Annotated in this window: 16 protein-coding genes; 14 read left to right on the top strand and 2 right to left on the bottom strand. The window is 68.6% G+C overall.

The window, feature by feature from the left end; genetic code table 11:
* The first annotated feature begins 22 nt into the window (after nucleotides 1–22).
* Nucleotides 23–820, top strand: a complete 798-nt coding sequence (locus tag AC1HFW_RS05760) for a flagellar brake protein (RefSeq protein WP_061071518.1) — start codon at nucleotides 23–25, stop codon at nucleotides 818–820.
* A 198-nt stretch (nucleotides 821–1,018) separates the two neighbouring features.
* Here the strand turns inward: AC1HFW_RS05760 and fliE are convergent, their stop codons facing one another.
* Entirely contained in the window at nucleotides 1,019–1,351 is a 333-nt protein-coding gene (gene fliE, locus AC1HFW_RS05755) for a flagellar hook-basal body complex protein FliE (protein ID WP_035360311.1), read from the bottom strand.
* 347 nt (nucleotides 1,352–1,698) lie between these two features.
* Between fliE and fliF the strand changes: the two genes are divergently transcribed.
* The 13 genes from fliF to fliR all read left to right on the top strand — a co-directional run bounded on the left by fliF (nucleotide 1,699) and on the right by fliR (nucleotide 12,991).
* Nucleotides 1,699–3,378: a flagellar basal-body MS-ring/collar protein FliF gene (gene fliF, locus AC1HFW_RS05750; protein WP_479282203.1), complete on the top strand. Its 1,680-nt coding sequence runs from the start codon at nucleotides 1,699–1,701 to the stop codon at nucleotides 3,376–3,378.
* Nucleotides 3,368–4,378 (top strand): flagellar motor switch protein FliG, encoded by a 1,011-nt coding sequence (gene fliG, locus AC1HFW_RS05745; RefSeq protein ID WP_035360309.1) that lies wholly within the window; start codon nucleotides 3,368–3,370, stop codon nucleotides 4,376–4,378. The genes fliF and fliG overlap by 11 nt, the downstream gene beginning before the upstream one ends.
* A complete protein-coding gene (gene fliH / locus AC1HFW_RS05740) occupies nucleotides 4,371–5,114 on the top strand; it encodes a flagellar assembly protein FliH (RefSeq protein WP_006394462.1) in 744 nt (247 codons plus the stop codon). Before fliG ends, fliH begins: the two co-directional genes overlap by 8 nt.
* A complete protein-coding gene (gene fliI, locus AC1HFW_RS05735) occupies nucleotides 5,111–6,586 on the top strand; it encodes a flagellar protein export ATPase FliI (protein WP_006394461.1) in 1,476 nt (491 codons plus the stop codon). Before fliH ends, fliI begins: the two co-directional genes overlap by 4 nt.
* Nucleotides 6,579–7,028, top strand: a complete 450-nt coding sequence (fliJ, locus tag AC1HFW_RS05730; RefSeq protein WP_006385228.1) for a flagellar export protein FliJ — start codon at nucleotides 6,579–6,581, stop codon at nucleotides 7,026–7,028. The genes fliI and fliJ overlap by 8 nt, the downstream gene beginning before the upstream one ends.
* Before the next feature lie 20 nt (nucleotides 7,029–7,048).
* Nucleotides 7,049–8,407: a flagellar hook-length control protein FliK gene (locus AC1HFW_RS05725; RefSeq protein WP_006394460.1), complete on the top strand. Its 1,359-nt coding sequence runs from the start codon at nucleotides 7,049–7,051 to the stop codon at nucleotides 8,405–8,407.
* 170 nt (nucleotides 8,408–8,577) lie between these two features.
* Nucleotides 8,578–9,186 (top strand): flagellar basal body-associated FliL family protein, encoded by a 609-nt coding sequence (locus AC1HFW_RS05720; protein ID WP_035360305.1) that lies wholly within the window; start codon nucleotides 8,578–8,580, stop codon nucleotides 9,184–9,186.
* Nucleotides 9,187–9,188: 2 nt separating this feature from the next.
* Complete coding sequence (gene fliM / locus AC1HFW_RS05715) at nucleotides 9,189–10,196, top strand: flagellar motor switch protein FliM (RefSeq protein ID WP_006394458.1); 1,008 nt, start codon at nucleotides 9,189–9,191, stop codon at nucleotides 10,194–10,196.
* Nucleotides 10,189–10,749: a flagellar motor switch protein FliN gene (fliN, locus tag AC1HFW_RS05710; protein ID WP_116521463.1), complete on the top strand. Its 561-nt coding sequence runs from the start codon at nucleotides 10,189–10,191 to the stop codon at nucleotides 10,747–10,749. The genes fliM and fliN overlap by 8 nt, the downstream gene beginning before the upstream one ends.
* 13 nt (nucleotides 10,750–10,762) lie before the next feature.
* Nucleotides 10,763–11,086, top strand: a complete 324-nt coding sequence (gene fliO / locus AC1HFW_RS05705; RefSeq protein WP_006394455.1) for a flagellar biosynthetic protein FliO — start codon at nucleotides 10,763–10,765, stop codon at nucleotides 11,084–11,086.
* Between the two features lie 20 nt (nucleotides 11,087–11,106).
* A complete protein-coding gene (gene fliP, locus AC1HFW_RS05700) occupies nucleotides 11,107–11,889 on the top strand; it encodes a flagellar type III secretion system pore protein FliP (RefSeq protein WP_198484351.1) in 783 nt (260 codons plus the stop codon).
* A gap of 9 nt (nucleotides 11,890–11,898) precedes the next feature.
* On the top strand, nucleotides 11,899–12,168 hold the full coding sequence (gene fliQ, locus AC1HFW_RS05695) for a flagellar biosynthesis protein FliQ (RefSeq protein ID WP_025138879.1): 270 nt from the start codon (nucleotides 11,899–11,901) through the stop codon (nucleotides 12,166–12,168).
* A 34-nt stretch (nucleotides 12,169–12,202) separates the two neighbouring features.
* Entirely contained in the window at nucleotides 12,203–12,991 is a 789-nt protein-coding gene (gene fliR / locus AC1HFW_RS05690) for a flagellar biosynthetic protein FliR (protein ID WP_238890741.1), read from the top strand.
* 104 nt (nucleotides 12,992–13,095) lie between these two features.
* On the opposite strand, the gene AC1HFW_RS05685 is transcribed toward fliR, so the two are convergent.
* Nucleotides 13,096–14,691, bottom strand: a complete 1,596-nt coding sequence (locus tag AC1HFW_RS05685; RefSeq protein ID WP_006394451.1) for a methyl-accepting chemotaxis protein — start codon at nucleotides 14,689–14,691, stop codon at nucleotides 13,096–13,098.
* Between the last annotated feature and the right edge of the window lie 242 nt (nucleotides 14,692–14,933).

Genomic DNA, 14,933 nt, shown 5'->3' with positions numbered 1-14,933 from the left:
CCTATTTTCCAAGGACACCACTGTGTTGGATGCCAGCGATCCGGAATTCCTGCTCACGCGGCCGGAAGACATGCGCGCCGCCCTCTTCGAACTGACGCACCCGGACAGCCATATCCTGGTGCGCGACGCCGCCGATCGCGAGATGGCGGTGCTGGTGCTGGGCGCCGACAAGCAGACCCGCCAGTTCTTCTGGCGCCCGCGCGACTACGCCGGCGCCGACTTCGAACAGTCCGACAGCATGGGCCTGCTGAGCGGCACCACTTTCCATTTCCACGCCACCGCCTACGGCGGCGTGCAGATCCGCTTTCGCGTCGAGCGCCCCGAAGTCATCCATTTCGATGACGGCAGCGCCGCCCTGATGTCGCCCTTCCCCGAGCATCTGGCCCGCATCCAGCGCCGCAAGATGTTCCGCGCCTCGCTGATCACCAATGCCAACCGCTGCCAGGCGTCGTGGCAACCCGATCCGGCCGAGAAGCCGATCAGTTTCTCGGTGCGCGATCTGTCGGTGGATGGCGTCGGCCTGCGGGTGGAACTGGCGGTGCAGGCCCTGCCGGAACGCGGCTCGGTGCTGGAAGACGTGCGGCTGGACTTCGGCGACCTGGGCAAGCTCAGCGCGCACCTCGAAGTGCGCAATGTCTACCCGATATCGGGCCAACCCATGGTCCAGGCCGACAGCCCCGACGAGCCGGCGCCGACCCACGTGTCGCTGACCGGCGAACCGCCCATGAGCCATCTGGGCGCAGTGTTCCTGAACCTGGATGCGCGCCAGGAAAACTGGCTGCAGCAGGTCGTCTGGCGCCTGGAAAAAAACGCAAGGTAGAGGAGCCCCCACGCGGCGCACGCGTAGCGTGCTTGCTGCCCCCCGAGGGGGCGGCCCCGCCTTCGGGCGGCCGGGCGGCGGGGCGGCTGTTCTAGCCGGCAGTGGTGACGAGGCTCGAGCGCCGCACGACACCCGTGCTTGCAGGCGATGTCGAACTTGTCTTTGCAGCCCCTTTGCAGCGCTGCCCCGCCTGGGCCGTTACACGGCCATCGACGAGATTTCCTTGTAGGCCGCGACCAGCTTGTTGCGGACCTGGACGGCCGTCTGGAAGCCGATGCTGGCTTTTTGCAGGTCGATCATCACGTCGTTGAGCGACACGTCGGGCGCGCCCATTTCGAAGGCCTTGGCCTGCGCCGTGGCGGCATTCTGCGCGCCGGTGACGCGGCGGATGGAGCGTTGCAGCTCGGCGGCGAAGCCGTCGGGCTGGGCCACGGCCTCGCCGGCGGCGAGGTTGCCGGTCTCGGCCTTGGTGACGGCCACGCGCATCTGCTGGAGCATGCTCTCGATGCCGGACAAGCCTGATACAGCCATTACGTTATTCCTTGCAGGTGGGGCGTGGACTACGCCAACAATGCACGCAGCGTAACCCGGCAACCCCGGCGTCATAGCGGTTAAAAGCCGCCAAAACACCCGATATTTCCCCCAATGCGCCGCCCCCGCCGGCGTCTGGCGCCCCCCTGCCCGTCCCGCCGCCACGGTCGCTTGTCTACATAGGGGATAAGTAACGCCAAAAGACCGCTGTTTTCGACGATTGGGTTTGCTAACGCAGCAGCAATAATCCAGGCTCTCCCCAGACCAGAAGCACGTTGCATGTGTAATCTGCCCTACCCGAACATGAAGTCATTTTCCCTGCTCCGCGAAGCCAGCGGGAGCCGCCAATGAATCAGCAGGCTACCCTGAGCGCGTCGCTACTGGCGAAGTTTCCCGTGTTGGAAAAGATACGCGCCCTGCCCAAGCCGGTCCTGCTGGGCGCGGCAGCCGCCGTGGTCGCGCTCATCGTCGCCGTGGCGATGTGGAGCAGCGAGCCCAAGTACAAGGTGCTGTTCTCGAACCTGGACGACCGCGACGGCGGCGCCATCGTGACGGCCCTGGGCACCATGAACGTGCCCTACAAGTACAACGACACCGGCACCGCCCTGCTGGTGCCGGCCGACCGCGTCTATGACGCCCGGCTGCAGCTGGCGTCCCAGGGCCTGCCGCGCGGCGGCTCGGTCGGCTTCGAGCTGATGGACAACGCCCGCTTCGGCGCCAGCCAGTTCGCCGAGCAGATCAACTACCAGCGCGGCCTGGAAGGCGAGCTGGCGCGCTCGATCGAATCCATGCACACCGTGCAGCACGCCCGCGTGCACCTGGCCATGCCGCGCCAGTCGCTGTTCGTGCGCGAACGCCAGCCGCCGACCGCCTCGGTGCTGCTGAACGTCTACCCCGGCCGCAGCCTGAGCGATGCCCAGGTTTCGGCCATTTCGTGGCTGGTCGCCTCCAGCGTGCCCGAACTGACCGCCGAGAACGTCTCGGTGGTCGACCAGAACGGCCGCCTGCTGTCCTCGCCGCTGGGCGAAGGCCGCGGCATGGACGTCGACCAGACGCGCATGGTCCGGGAAACCGAACAGCGCACCGTCGAACGCATCCTGACCATCCTCAATCCGCTGGTCGGCCCGGGCAACGTGCACGCCCAGGCCAGCGCCGAGATGGACTTCGCCCGCCGCGAGGAAACCTCCGAGGTCTACCGCCCCAACCAGGAACCCGGCCAGGCCGCCATCCGCAGCCAGCAGACCAGTGACCAGAACCAGCGCGGCATCAATCCCGCCCAGGGCGTGCCTGGCGCGCTGTCCAACCAGCCTCCGGGCAACGCCCAGGCGCCCATCGCCAATCCGCCGCAGACCCAGCCGCCGCGCCCGGGCCAGCAGCCCCAGCAGCAGCAAGGCCAGCAACAACAGCAGCAACAGACGACCGCAGGCGCCCAGAACGCCGGCGGCACCATCAACGACCGCCGCGACGCCACCACCAACTACGAAGTCGACCGCACCATCAGCCACATCAAGCAGCCGGTCGGCACCGTCAAGCGCCTGTCGGTCGCCGTGGTGGTGAACTACGTGCGCGACAAGGACGGCGACCTCAAGGCCCTGCCGCCGGAAGAACTGAGCAAGCTGACCAACCTCGTGCGCGAGGCGATGGGCTACTCGGAAAGCCGCGGCGATTCGCTGAACCTGGTCAACAGCCAGTTCAACGACGGCCCGCCGGCGCTGCCGATGTGGCGCGATCCGGAAATGATCTCGCTGTTCAAGACCATCCTGGCATGGCTGGTCGGTGGCGTGCTGGCCCTGTGGCTGTACCGCAAGGTGCGCCGTTCGGTGGGCGACTACCTGTACCCGCCGGTTGATCCGGAAGTGGCCGAGGCCGAACGCATCGAAGCCCAGCGCGAGGCCCAGGACGTGGCCCGCGCCAAGGAAACCGACCGTTACCAGGACAACCTGGAACGCGCCCGCACGATGGCGAACAAGGATCCGCGCGCCGTCGCGATGGTCCTGCGCACCTGGATGACCAAAGATGAAAAATGACGCCAAGCCGATGGACGGCATGACGCGCAGCGCCGTCCTGATGATGTCGCTGGGTGAAGACGCCGCCGCCGAGGTCTTCAAGTACCTCTCCGCCCGTGAAGTCCAGCAGGTCGGCGCCGCCATGGCCAGCCTCAAGCAGGTCACCCGCAACGACGTCGCCGTGGTGCTGGAGGAATTCCGCCAGGAAGCCGACCAGTTCATGGCCGTCACGCTGGGCTCGGACGACTACATCCGCACCGTGCTGACCAAGGCCCTGGGCAGCGACCGCGCCGCCGGCCTGATCGAGGACATCCTGGAAGCCGGCGAAGGCGGCAGCGGTATCGACGCGCTGAACTGGCTCGACCCGCACACCGTGGCCGAACTGATCGGCGACGAGCACCCGCAGATCATCGCCACCATCCTGGTGCACCTGGAGCGCGACCGCGCCGCCGGCGTGCTGGCGCTGCTGACCGACCGCCTGCGCAACGACGTCATGCTGCGCATCGCCACCTTCGGCGGCGTGCAGCCGGCCGCCCTGTCGGAACTGACCGAAGTGCTCAATTCCGTGCTGGCCGGCCAGGGCGCCAAGCGCAGCAAGATGGGCGGCGTGCGCACCGCGGCCGAGATTCTCAACATGATGAATTCGGCCGAAGAGGAAACCGTGGTCGCCAGCCTGCGCGAACGCGACAACGACCTGGCGCAGAAGATCATCGACGAGATGTTCGTGTTCGACAACCTGCTCGACGTCGAGGACCGCGCCATCCAGCTCATCCTCAAGGAAATCGACAACGACACGCTCATGGTCGCGCTCAAGGGCGCCCAGGAAGAACTGCGCGCCAAGTTCCTGCGCAACATGTCCAGCCGCGCCGCCGAAATGCTGCGCGAGGACCTGGAAGCGCAAGGCCCGATCCGCATGTCGAAGGTCGAGACCGAACAGAAGAAGATCCTGCAGATCGCCCGCCGCTTGGCCGAGAGCGGCCAGATCGTCCTGGGCAACTCCGGAGACGACGCGTATGTCTGAAGCGGATACCGGCCAGTCGACGCTCATCTCGCGCAGCGCCGCCTGGCGGCGCTGGCAGATGCTGTCGTTCGACGAGCCGCCGCCCGTCGAAGTCGAACCCGAGCCGGAACCCGATCCGGGCCCCGACCCCGAAGTGGTGATGGCCCAGCTGCGCGCCCAGGCCAGCGCCGAAGGCCACGCGGCCGGTCATGCGCAGGGTCACGCCGAAGGCCTGGCCGCCGGCCATGCCGAAGGCCATGAAGCCGGCCTCGCCGCCGGCCGCGAAGCCGGCTACGCCGAGGGCCTGGCCCAGGCCCGCGAACAAGGCGCCGAGGAAGCCCGGCGCCTGCACGCGCTGGTGCAGGCCTGCGCCGAATCGGTCGGCTCGCTCGAAGAAAAAATGGGCCAGAGCCTGCTGACGCTGGCGCTGGACATCGCCCAGCAGGTCGTGCGCACCACCCTGGCCGAACAGCCCGACACCGTGGCCAGCGCCGTGCGCGAAGTGCTGCACATCAACCCCACCGCCGGCGGCCAGATGCGCCTGTGGGCCAACCCCGCCGACATCGAGCTGATCCGCCTGCACCTGGCCGACGAGCTCAAGGAAGGCCACTGGCGCGTCCTGGCCGACGAGTCCATCGCGCGCGGCGGCTGCCGCGCCGAGACGCCATTCGGCGACATCGACGCCACCTTGCAGACCCGCTGGCGCCGCGTCGCGGCCTCGCTGGGCCGCAACGTCCACTGGGAGGATCCGGCGTGAGCGCCAATCCGGCCCCCGCGCAGCCCGGCCAACCGGCCGTGCCCGTGATCGACCGCTGGCAGACCCAGCTGCAGATCGGGTCGATCCGCGCCGCCTCGACCGACCCCTGGCTGGTCAGCGGCCGGATCACGCGTGCCACGGGCCTGGTGCTGCACGCCACCGGACTGCGCCTGCCGGTGGGCGCCGCCGCCCGCATCGAGATCGCGCGCGGCCACGACCACTGGGCCGACGCCGAAGTGGTCGGTTTCGACGGCCACACCCTGTATCTGATGCCGCAGGCTGATATTTCCGGCCTGCCGCCCGGCGCCCGCGTGGTGCCCGGCGAACCGCCCGTGCAACGCCAGATCCCGCTGCCGCGCAAGGCCGAGCTGAACGGCAACGCCAAGCCGCAACTGGGCCGCCACCTGCCGGTGGGCAACGCCCTGCTCGGCCGCGTGCTCGACGGCGCCGGCCGGCCGCTCGATGGCCTGGGCCCGCTGACGGGCGCCGAACTGGCGCCGCTGTCCGCGCTGCCCATCAACCCGCTGTCGCGCGCCCCGATCGACACCGTGCTGGATACCGGCGTGCGCGCCATCAACGGCTTGCTCACCGTCGGCCGCGGCCAGCGCATGGGTCTGTTCGCCGGCTCCGGCGTCGGCAAGAGCGTGCTGCTGGGCATGATGGCCCGCTACACCAAGGCCGACGTCATCGTGGTCGGCCTGATCGGCGAACGCGGCCGCGAAGTCAAGGAATTCATCGAGCACAACCTGGGCCCCGAGGGCCTGGCGCGCTCGGTGGTGGTGGCCGCGCCGGCCGACGTCTCGGCGCTGCTGCGCCTGCAGGGCGCGGCCTACGCCACGCGCCTGGCGGAACACTTCCGCGACCAGGGCCTGGACGTGCTGCTGATCATGGACTCGCTCACCCGCTACGCCATGGCGCAACGGGAAATCGCGCTGGCCATCGGCGAGCCGCCCGCCACCAAGGGCTATCCGCCGTCGGTGTTCGCCAAGTTGCCGATGCTGGTGGAACGCGCCGGCATGGGCGCGCCCGGCCCCAGCGGCAAGGCCGGTTCGATCACCGCTTTCTATACGGTGCTGGCCGAGGGCGACGACCAGCAGGACCCGATCGCCGACTCGGCGCGCGCCATCCTGGACGGCCACGTGGTGCTGTCGCGCCACCTGGCCGAGGCCGGCCACTACCCCGCCATCGACATCGAGGCCTCGATCTCGCGCGCCATGACCTCGCTGATCACGCAGCAGCAGTTCTCGGTGGTGCGCCGTTTCAAGCAGACGCTGTCGCGCTACCAGCGCAACCGCGACCTGATCGCCGTGGGCGCCTACGCCGCCGGCAACGACCCGCAGCTGGACGACGCCATCGCCCGCTACCCGCGTCTCGAAGCCTTCCTGCAACAGGATATCGGCGAGAACGTCGGCTACGAGGACGCGGTGGAGCAGCTGCGCGCCAGCTTTGAATTGAGGGACACCTATGCCTAGCCAATTGCCCCTGGACATGCTGATCAACCTGGCCAAGGAGAGCACGGACGAAGCCGCCCGCCTGCTCGGCCGTCTCAGCACCGAACGCACCAACGCCGAACGCCAGCTCGGCATGCTGCAGGACTATCGCCAGGACTACCTGGAACGCCTGCAGCAGGCCATGACCACCGGCATGTCGGCCAGCGATTGCCACAATTACCAGCGCTTCATCGGCACCCTGGACGACGCCATCGGCCAGCAGCAGAACGTGCTGCGCCAGGCCGACGAGAACCTGGCCAAGGGCCGGCTCTACTGGCAGCAGGAAAAGCGCAAGCTCAACTCGTACGACGCCCTGGCGCAGCGCGAATTGCGCGCCCAGGCCGTGGTCGAATCCCGCCGCGAACAGCGCGCCAACGACGAATACTCCGCCCGCCTGGTCCAGCGCCAGGCCGGGATGCATTAATTGCCCACAGGAAGCCCGCCATGACCGCTCCCCTGCCCACTCCCGCCATCGCGCCCGCCGCGCCGTCCTCGCTCGCCGACACCCTCGGCGCCAAGGCCGCGCCGGCCACGACCAAAAAGGGTCCGTCCTTCTCCGACGTGCTGGCCCAGCAGCGCCCCAATCCGTCCGCCGACGCGCGCCCCGCCGCCAACAGCGGCGCCAAGACGCCGGCCGGCGGCAAGAATTCGGGTGACGCCGCCAGCAACGCCGAGGACGCCGCCGCCCAGGCCATCGACAACGCCGTGCAGACCGCCACCCAGGCCGAAGCCGGCGCGCTCGCCGTCGCCGCGCAGCAGCCGGCCGCGCCGGTGCTGCCGCAGCAGGCGCTGGAGATCGCCGCCCAGGCCGCCGAACAGGTGCAACTGGCGCGTGGCACCGCGCAGGCCGCCGCCACCGCCGTCAGCGCCGGCGCCGCCGTGGTGCAGGCCGCCCTGACCGCCAACGACGCCATCGCCACGCCGCGCGCGCCGGTGGCCGCCACCGCGCAGCAGGCCGAAGCCGCCGCCGCGCTGGCCAGCCGCGATGCGCAGGTCGCCCAGCCGGTGGTCACCGCCGCGGTCAAGCCCGGCTCCACCCCGGTGGTCGAGACCGCCGCCAAGGCCGCGCCCGCCGCCGAATTGCCGCGCCCCGCGCCCGAAGCCGCCCAGCCCCGCGCCGCCAACGTGCGCGTGGCCGCCGCCGAGCCGACGCCGGCCGCGCCGCAGCACGCCCGCACCGAAGAGGAATCCAACGCGCCGGTGCTCAGCACCGCGCAGCAATTCCAGGTGCCGCAGCATGCCGCCAACGCCCAGGATCACCTGGCCCAGGCCATCGCCGCCGCCTCGCAGCGCCAGCAACCCGCGCCCATCGCCAACCCCGCCAGCGTCGCCGTGCCCAACGTGCCGGTCGTGCTGCAGGTCGCCACCCCCGTGGGCGGCACCCACTGGGGCACCGAACTGGGCCAGCAGATGGTCGTCATGAGCAACAACGTGCGCCAGGGCACCCAGACCGCCGAACTGCGCCTGGACCCGCCCGATCTCGGCCCGCTGCGCGTCAGCATCAACCTGGCCGACGGCGTGGCCAGCGCGTCGTTCGTCTCGGCCCACGCCTCGGTGCGCCAGGCCATCGAAACCGCGATTCCGCAGCTGCAGCAGGCGCTGGCCCAGGCCGGCATCTCGCTGGGCCAGACCAGCGTCGGTGAGCAGGCCGCGCAACAGGAATTCGCGCAGCAGAATGGCGGCGGTTCGCAGCGCCAGGGTGGCGGCAACGGCGCCGCCGTGGCCGACGGCGCGATCGACGGCCAAGCGGTCGCCGTGACCACGTCGCGCAACGCCAATGCGCTGGTCGACACCTTCGCGTAACAATCGCGCGGCCCGCGGCTGGCAACGGTTGCGGGCGGTGCAGCAATAGCTTGAGATACGCGGCTTTCGCCCTGTTTTTCGCCTCCAAGCCGGGGGCGCATTTCGGGCAGAATGCTTTCATCCACTAAGAATCCGTTTTCATCAGCGGCAAAACACGCATCGACACCGAGATGGCGACTTCCAAACCCACAACCATGCCGCCGCGCGGCGCGCTTCCGACACGCTCCGGCGGCATTGGCCGAATCCTTCGCCCGTTGCTCATGATATTGGTGCTGTTGCTGGTGGCGGCCGCGAGCGCGGGCGCGACCTGGTTCGTCGCGCAGCGCATGCAGCCGCAAGGCGGCGCGCCGGTGCAACTGGGCGTCGGCCAGACCGGCGGCCAGCCGGGCCAGCCCGGCGCCGCGGGTCCGCAAGCCACGCCGACCACCTTCGTCGCTCCGCCCACCACCCCGGCCGCGGTGCCCGCGCCGATCTTCGTGCCGATCGAGGCCTTCACGGTCACGCTGCAGAACGCCGACACCGAGCGCATCATGCACGTCGGCCTGACCCTGCGCGTCAGCGACGAGCAGACCCGCATCCGCCTCGAAAAGTACATGCCTGAAGTGCGCAGCCGCATCCTGATGGTGCTGTCTTCGCAATCGCCCACCGGCGTGCAGACGCAACAGGGCAAGACCGATATGGCCAACGCCATCAAGCAAGCCGTCAATCGCCCGTTCGCGCCCCTGCCGGACGGCCAGTATGTCACCGACGTACTGTATACGGCGTTCGTGGTGCAATAAGCATGGCCTACGAGGCGTTTCTTTCGCAGGACGAAGTCGACGCGCTGCTGGCCGGCGTCACGGGCGAGAGCGACAGCAAAAAGGAATCCGCGGGCCCCAACGACGGCGCCCGTGCCTATGACCTGAGCTCGCCGGACCGCGTGGTGCGCCGGCGCATGCAGACGCTGGAACTCATCAACGAACGCTTTGCGCGCCAGATGCGCAGCGTGTTGCTGAACTTCATGCGCCGCAGCGCCGACATCACCGTCGGTTCCATCAAGATCCAGAAGTACGCGGACTTCGAACGCAATCTGCCCGTGCCCAGCAACCTGAACATGGTTCAGATGAAACCGCTGCGCGGCACGGCCCTGTTCACTTACGACCCGAACCTGGTGTTCCTGGTCATCGACAGCCTGTTCGGCGGCGATGGCCGCTACCACACGCGGGTCGAGGGCCGGGACTTCACCACCACCGAACAGCGCATCATCCGGCGCCTGCTCAACCTGACCCTGGAAAGCTACGGCAAGTCCTGGGACCCCGTCTACCCGATCGAGTTCGACTACGTCCGCTCGGAGATGCACACCAAGTTCGCCAGCATCACCGGCAACAATGAAGTGGTGGTCGTCACCTCGTTCCACATCGAATTCGGCGCGACCGGCGGCGACCTGAACATCTGCCTGCCCTACTCCATGATCGAGCCGGTGCGCGACCTGCTCACCCGCCCGCTGCAGGAAACCACGCTGGAAGAAGTGGACCAGCGCTGGTCGCAACAGCTTTCGCGCCAGGTGCGCAGTGCCGACATCGACGTGGTCGCCGAATTCGCGCGCATTCCGTCCAACATCCGCGAACTGATGCGCATGAAGGTCGGCGACATCCTGCCCGTGGATGTGCCGCAGACCGTCATCGCCCATGTCGACGGCGTGCCGCTGATGGAATGCGGTTACGGCGTCTTTAACGGCCAGTACGCCCTGCGCGTGCAGAACATGTTTACCTACGATACCGAATCTAACGAGGCCCCCGACCATGACTGACAAGAACGAGCCCGGCTCCGGCTCGTCCCCGGCCGACGACTGGGCCGACGCGCTCGCCGAACAATCCCGCGCCAATCCGCCCACCCAGGCGGATGGCCTGAAGCCCGCCCAGGACGACTGGGCCGCCGCCATGGCCGAGCAGACCGCTGCCACGCCGCCCGCCGCGGCCGCCGCGCCGGCGCCTGCCCCGGCAGCCCCCGCTGCGCCCGCCCCGGCCGCGCCCGCCGCCCAGTCGGCCGCGCAGTCGGTGTTCAAGCCGCTGGCCGGCGCCGCGCCGGGCACCGGCACCGATATCGACCTGATCATGGACGTGCCCGTCCAGCTGACGGTCGAGCTGGGCCGCACCCGCCTGACCATCAAGAACCTGCTGCAACTGGGCCAGGGCTCGGTGGTCGAACTGGACGGCCTGGCCGGCGAGCCGATGGACATCTTCGTCAACGGCTACCTGATCGCCCAGGGCGAAGTGGTGGTGGTGGAAGACAAGTACGGCATCCGCCTGACCGACATCATCACCCCGTCCGAACGCATCAACCGCCTCAACAACCGTCGTTGACCCCGCGTCCGTGATGAACGACTCCGCCCTGCTGCGCGTCATCATCGGCCTGGTGCTGGTGCTGGCGGCCATCCTGGCCGCGGCCTGGCTGGCGCGCCGCGCCGGCCTGACGCAGCGCGGCGGCGGCAACCTGCTCAAGCAGGTCGCCAGCCTGCCGATCGGCGCGCGGCAGAGCATCGTCGTCGTCGAGATCGAGAATACCTGGGTGGTCGTGGGCGTCAGCCCCGGCCAGATCACTCCCCTGCATACCCTGCCTGCCGGCGAACTGCCGCAAGCCGCGACCTTGCCCACCGCCGCCTTCGCGGCCAAGCTGGGCCAGGCGCTCAAGCGCCGCTAGGCGGCGCGCGTTTCCACATCATGAGCTTGCCGACCCCTTCCCGCGCCCGCCGCAGCGCGCTGCCCCTGCTGGGCGCCGCCGCCCTGCTCGGCCTGGCCCTGTTTCCGGCCGGCGTCATCGCCCAGGCCACCCTGCCGGCCCTGACCGCCACGCCCGGCCCGAACGGCTCCGCGACCTATTCGCTCAGCATGCAGACGCTGCTGCTGATGACGTCGCTGTCGTTCCTGCCGGCGGCGCTGCTGATGATGACCGGCTTCACCCGCATCATCATCGTGCTCGGCCTGCTGCGCAGCGCCATGGGCACCGCGATGTCGCCGCCCAACCACGTGCTGATCGGGCTGGCGCTGTTCCTGACCTTCTATACGATGTCGCCGGTGTTCGACAAGATCTACACCGACGCCTACAAGCCGCTGTCCGAGGGCTCGATCCAGTTCGAAGCCGCGGTCGAACGCGCCGCGGGCCCGCTGCGCACCTTCATGCTGCACCAGACCCGCGAGAACGACCTGGCGCTGTTCGCCAACCTGGCCAAGCAGCCGGCGCTGGAGGATCCGTCGCAGGTGCCGCTGCGCATCCTGGTGCCGGCCTTCATCACCAGCGAACTCAAGACCGCCTTCCAGATCGGCTTCACCATCTTCATTCCGTTCCTCATCATCGACCTGGTGGTCGCCAGCGTGCTGATGGCGCTGGGCATGATGATGGTGCCGCCCGTGACCGTGGCGCTGCCGTTCAAGCTGATGCTGTTCGTGCTGGCCGACGGCTGGAACCTGCTGATGGGCTCGCTGGCCCAGAGCTTCTACCAATAGGGAATCGCCATGACCGCCGAAACCGTCATGACCATGACCTACCAGGCGATGAAAGTCGCGCTGGCGATGGCCGGCCCGCTGCTGATCATCACCCTGATCGTCGGCCTGGTGATCAGCATCTTCCAGGCCGCCACGCAGATCAACGAAATGACGCTGTCGTTCATCCCCAAGCTGCTGGCGATGTGCGGCGTGCTGGTGCTGCTGGGCCCCTGGCTGATCGGCATCATGGTCGACTACATCCGCCAGCTCATCGGCCAGATCCCCGGCCTGGTGTCGTAGCGGCGCGCGCCGCCGGCCCCCGGGACGCGTCCCCATGTTCTCCTTCACCATCGAGCAGTTGAATGGCTGGATCGGCCAGTTCCTCTGGCCGTTCGTGCGCATCCTGGCGCTGGTGGGCACCGCTCCCCTCTTCTCCGAATCGACGGTCCCGGTCAAGGTCAAGATCGGCCTGGCCTTCGTGCTGGCGGTCGCCGTCAGCCCGGCGCTCGACCCCGCGCCGCCCATCGCGCCAGGCTCGTTCGCCGGCCTCTGGATGGTGATGCAGCAGGTGCTGATCGGCATCGCCATGGGCTTTTCCATGCGCCTGGTGTTCGCGGCCGTGCAGACCGCCGGCGAATTCGTCGGCCTGCAGATGGGCCTGTCGTTCGCCTCGTTCTTCGATCCCAGCACCGGCGCCAACACCGCGGTGCTGTCGCGCCTGTTCAACATCGTGGCGATGCTGACGTTCCTGGCGCTGGACGGCCACCTGCTGGTGCTGGCGGCCCTGGTGCGCTCGTTCGACACCCTGCCGGTGGCGGCGATCCAGCTGCACCAGAATGGCTGGGGCGTGGTGGTGGAATGGGGCAAGACCGTGTTCGTGTCCGGCCTGCTGCTGGCCCTGCCGTTGATCTGCGCGCTGCTGACCATCAACCTGGCCATGGGCATCCTGAACCGCGCCGCGCCGCAGCTGTCGGTGTTCTCGGTGGGCTTCCCGGTCAGCCTGATCGTGGGCGTGGTGCTGCTGACCGTGGTGCTGCCCAATTCCGGGCCGTTCCTGGAATCGCTGTTCGAATCCGGACTGTCGGCGATGAGCCGGGTGACCGACGCGCTGGCCGGCAGATAGGCCCGCGCAGTGCGCGGCGCCCTTTTCAGCGCGAACAGCCCCGGGGCAAAGCGATGCCCACAAAAAACCGGCCCGAGGGCCGGTTTTTCATGCGTGTCCGCGACCTATTGCTGCCCGGTCAGGCGGAACACCCGGATGGTCTCGCGCAGCGTGCCCGACTGGTTGCCCAGCTGCAGCACCGCGCCGCCCAGCTCCTGCACCAGCGCGGTGTTCTGCACCGTCATCACGTCCATCTGCGATACCGCGCTGTCGACCTGCTCGATGCCGCTGGACTGCTCCTGCGACGCCTGCGAGATCTCGCCGATGATGTCGGTGACCCGATGCACCGCCGCCACGATCTCTTCCATCGTCGCGCCGGCCTGCTCGGCCTGGGCCGAGCCTTCCGTCACGCGCTCGACCGAATCCTCGATCAGGCCCTTGATCTCCTTGGCGGCCTGGGCGCTCTTTTGCGCCAGGCTGCGCACTTCGCCCGCCACCACCGCGAAGCCCTTGCCGGACTCGCCGGCGCGGGCCGCCTCGACCGCCGCGTTCAGCGCCAGGATGTTGGTCTGGAAGGCGATGCCCTCGATGATGCTGACGATGTCGACGATCTTGCGCGAGCTGTCGGAGATGCCATGCATGGTGCTGACCACCTGGCCCACCGCGACGCCGCCGCGGCGCGCCACGTCCATGCTGCTAGCCGCCAGCTGGTTGGCCTGGCGGGCGTTGTCGGCGTTCTGGCGCACGGTCGAGGTCAGCTGCTCCATGCTCGCCGCCGTCTGCTGCAGCGAAGCGGCCTGGCCCTCGGTGCGGCCAGCCAGCTCCTGGTTGCCGCGGGCAATGTGCACCGCCGCCTGGGTGGTGCCCTCGATGCCGCGGTACACGTCCTGGGCGATGCCGACCAGGCTCTTGCGCATGACTTCGAGCGAGAACTTCAGGCTGCCGATCTCGTCGTCGGAATCGGCCACGATCTGGGTGGTCAGGTTGCCGGCGGCGACCTGGCGCGCCATGTTGGCGGCGTCGACCATCGGATCCAGCAGCGAACGGCTCAGGCTCCAGCCCAGGCCGAAGATTCCCAGCACGCCCAGTGCCAGCAGGCCACAAGCCAGGCTGGCGCCGGTGGTATCCAGCGAGGCCCAGTTGGCGTTCAGGCCATAGGCGCCAGCCGCCACCACGATGCCCGACGACAGCAGCGCATGACGGAACATGCGGCTACGCACATTGCGCTTGAACGGAAAGGCCAGCAGGTCCAGGCCGCGGCGCCAGCCGGCGCGCACCGGCCGGCCGCGCACGATGCGCACGCCGCGGGCGCGGCCTTCGCGGATGCGTTCGTACAGCGCCTCGGCCATCTCGATCTGTTCGTCGCTCGGCCGCACGCGCACCGACGAATACGCCACCACTTCGCCGTTCTCGACGATGGGCGTGGCGTTGGCCAGCACCCAGTAGTAGCCGCCGTCCTTGCGGCGGTTCTTGACCAGGCCGAGCCAGGACTCGCCGGCCTCGAGCGTCTGCCACAGGTCTTCATAGGCTTCTGGCGGCATGTCGGGATGGCGCACGACGTTGTGCGCCTTGCCGATCAGTTCTTCGCGAGAGAAGCCGCTGACTTCGATGAATGCCGGATTCGCGTAGAGGATGCGGCCCTTGGTGTCGGTACGCGAGATCAGGTACTGATCCTCGCGCAGCTTGGTTTCCACGTCGTTGACAGGAAGGTTTACGCGCACAGCTTGTCTCCGGTTACATCATATGGCGCAGCGAACGGCCAACGGCGGCCAACCCGGACCCGGCGCCCCGCCGCAACCAGTCCCCGCCCGACCCCGAGGGCCTGCGCATGCCGATGCGCGACGCGACCCGGGGTGGTTCACTGCCCTTGTCCTGGGCGTTATGACTATGAACGGCAATATTTTCGAAAACTTAAGCTGTCCATGACAAAAATCAGACCTGTATAAGGTATTCGACCCGGCGG

This window comes from Achromobacter sp. ISS7 (assembly GCF_056523125.1).
This window is presented reverse-complemented; position numbering and strand designations above follow the sequence as displayed.

Coding starts and splice junctions, on each gene's coding strand:
- fliN (WP_116521463.1), top strand. CDS start 10,189: ATGACTGACAAGAACGAGCCCGGCTCCGGCTCGTCCCCGGCCGACGAC.
- fliO (WP_006394455.1), top strand. CDS start 10,763: ATGAACGACTCCGCCCTGCTGCGCGTCATCATCGGCCTGGTGCTGGTG.
- fliJ (WP_006385228.1), top strand. CDS start 6,579: ATGCCTAGCCAATTGCCCCTGGACATGCTGATCAACCTGGCCAAGGAG.
- fliH (WP_006394462.1), top strand. CDS start 4,371: ATGTCTGAAGCGGATACCGGCCAGTCGACGCTCATCTCGCGCAGCGCC.
- fliG (WP_035360309.1), top strand. CDS start 3,368: ATGAAAAATGACGCCAAGCCGATGGACGGCATGACGCGCAGCGCCGTC.
- fliQ (WP_025138879.1), top strand. CDS start 11,899: ATGACCGCCGAAACCGTCATGACCATGACCTACCAGGCGATGAAAGTC.
- fliE (WP_035360311.1), bottom strand. CDS start 1,351: ATGGCTGTATCAGGCTTGTCCGGCATCGAGAGCATGCTCCAGCAGATG.
- fliF (WP_479282203.1), top strand. CDS start 1,699: ATGAATCAGCAGGCTACCCTGAGCGCGTCGCTACTGGCGAAGTTTCCC.
- AC1HFW_RS05720 (WP_035360305.1), top strand. CDS start 8,578: ATGGCGACTTCCAAACCCACAACCATGCCGCCGCGCGGCGCGCTTCCG.
- fliM (WP_006394458.1), top strand. CDS start 9,189: ATGGCCTACGAGGCGTTTCTTTCGCAGGACGAAGTCGACGCGCTGCTG.
- fliP (WP_198484351.1), top strand. CDS start 11,107: ATGAGCTTGCCGACCCCTTCCCGCGCCCGCCGCAGCGCGCTGCCCCTG.
- fliR (WP_238890741.1), top strand. CDS start 12,203: ATGTTCTCCTTCACCATCGAGCAGTTGAATGGCTGGATCGGCCAGTTC.
- AC1HFW_RS05725 (WP_006394460.1), top strand. CDS start 7,049: ATGACCGCTCCCCTGCCCACTCCCGCCATCGCGCCCGCCGCGCCGTCC.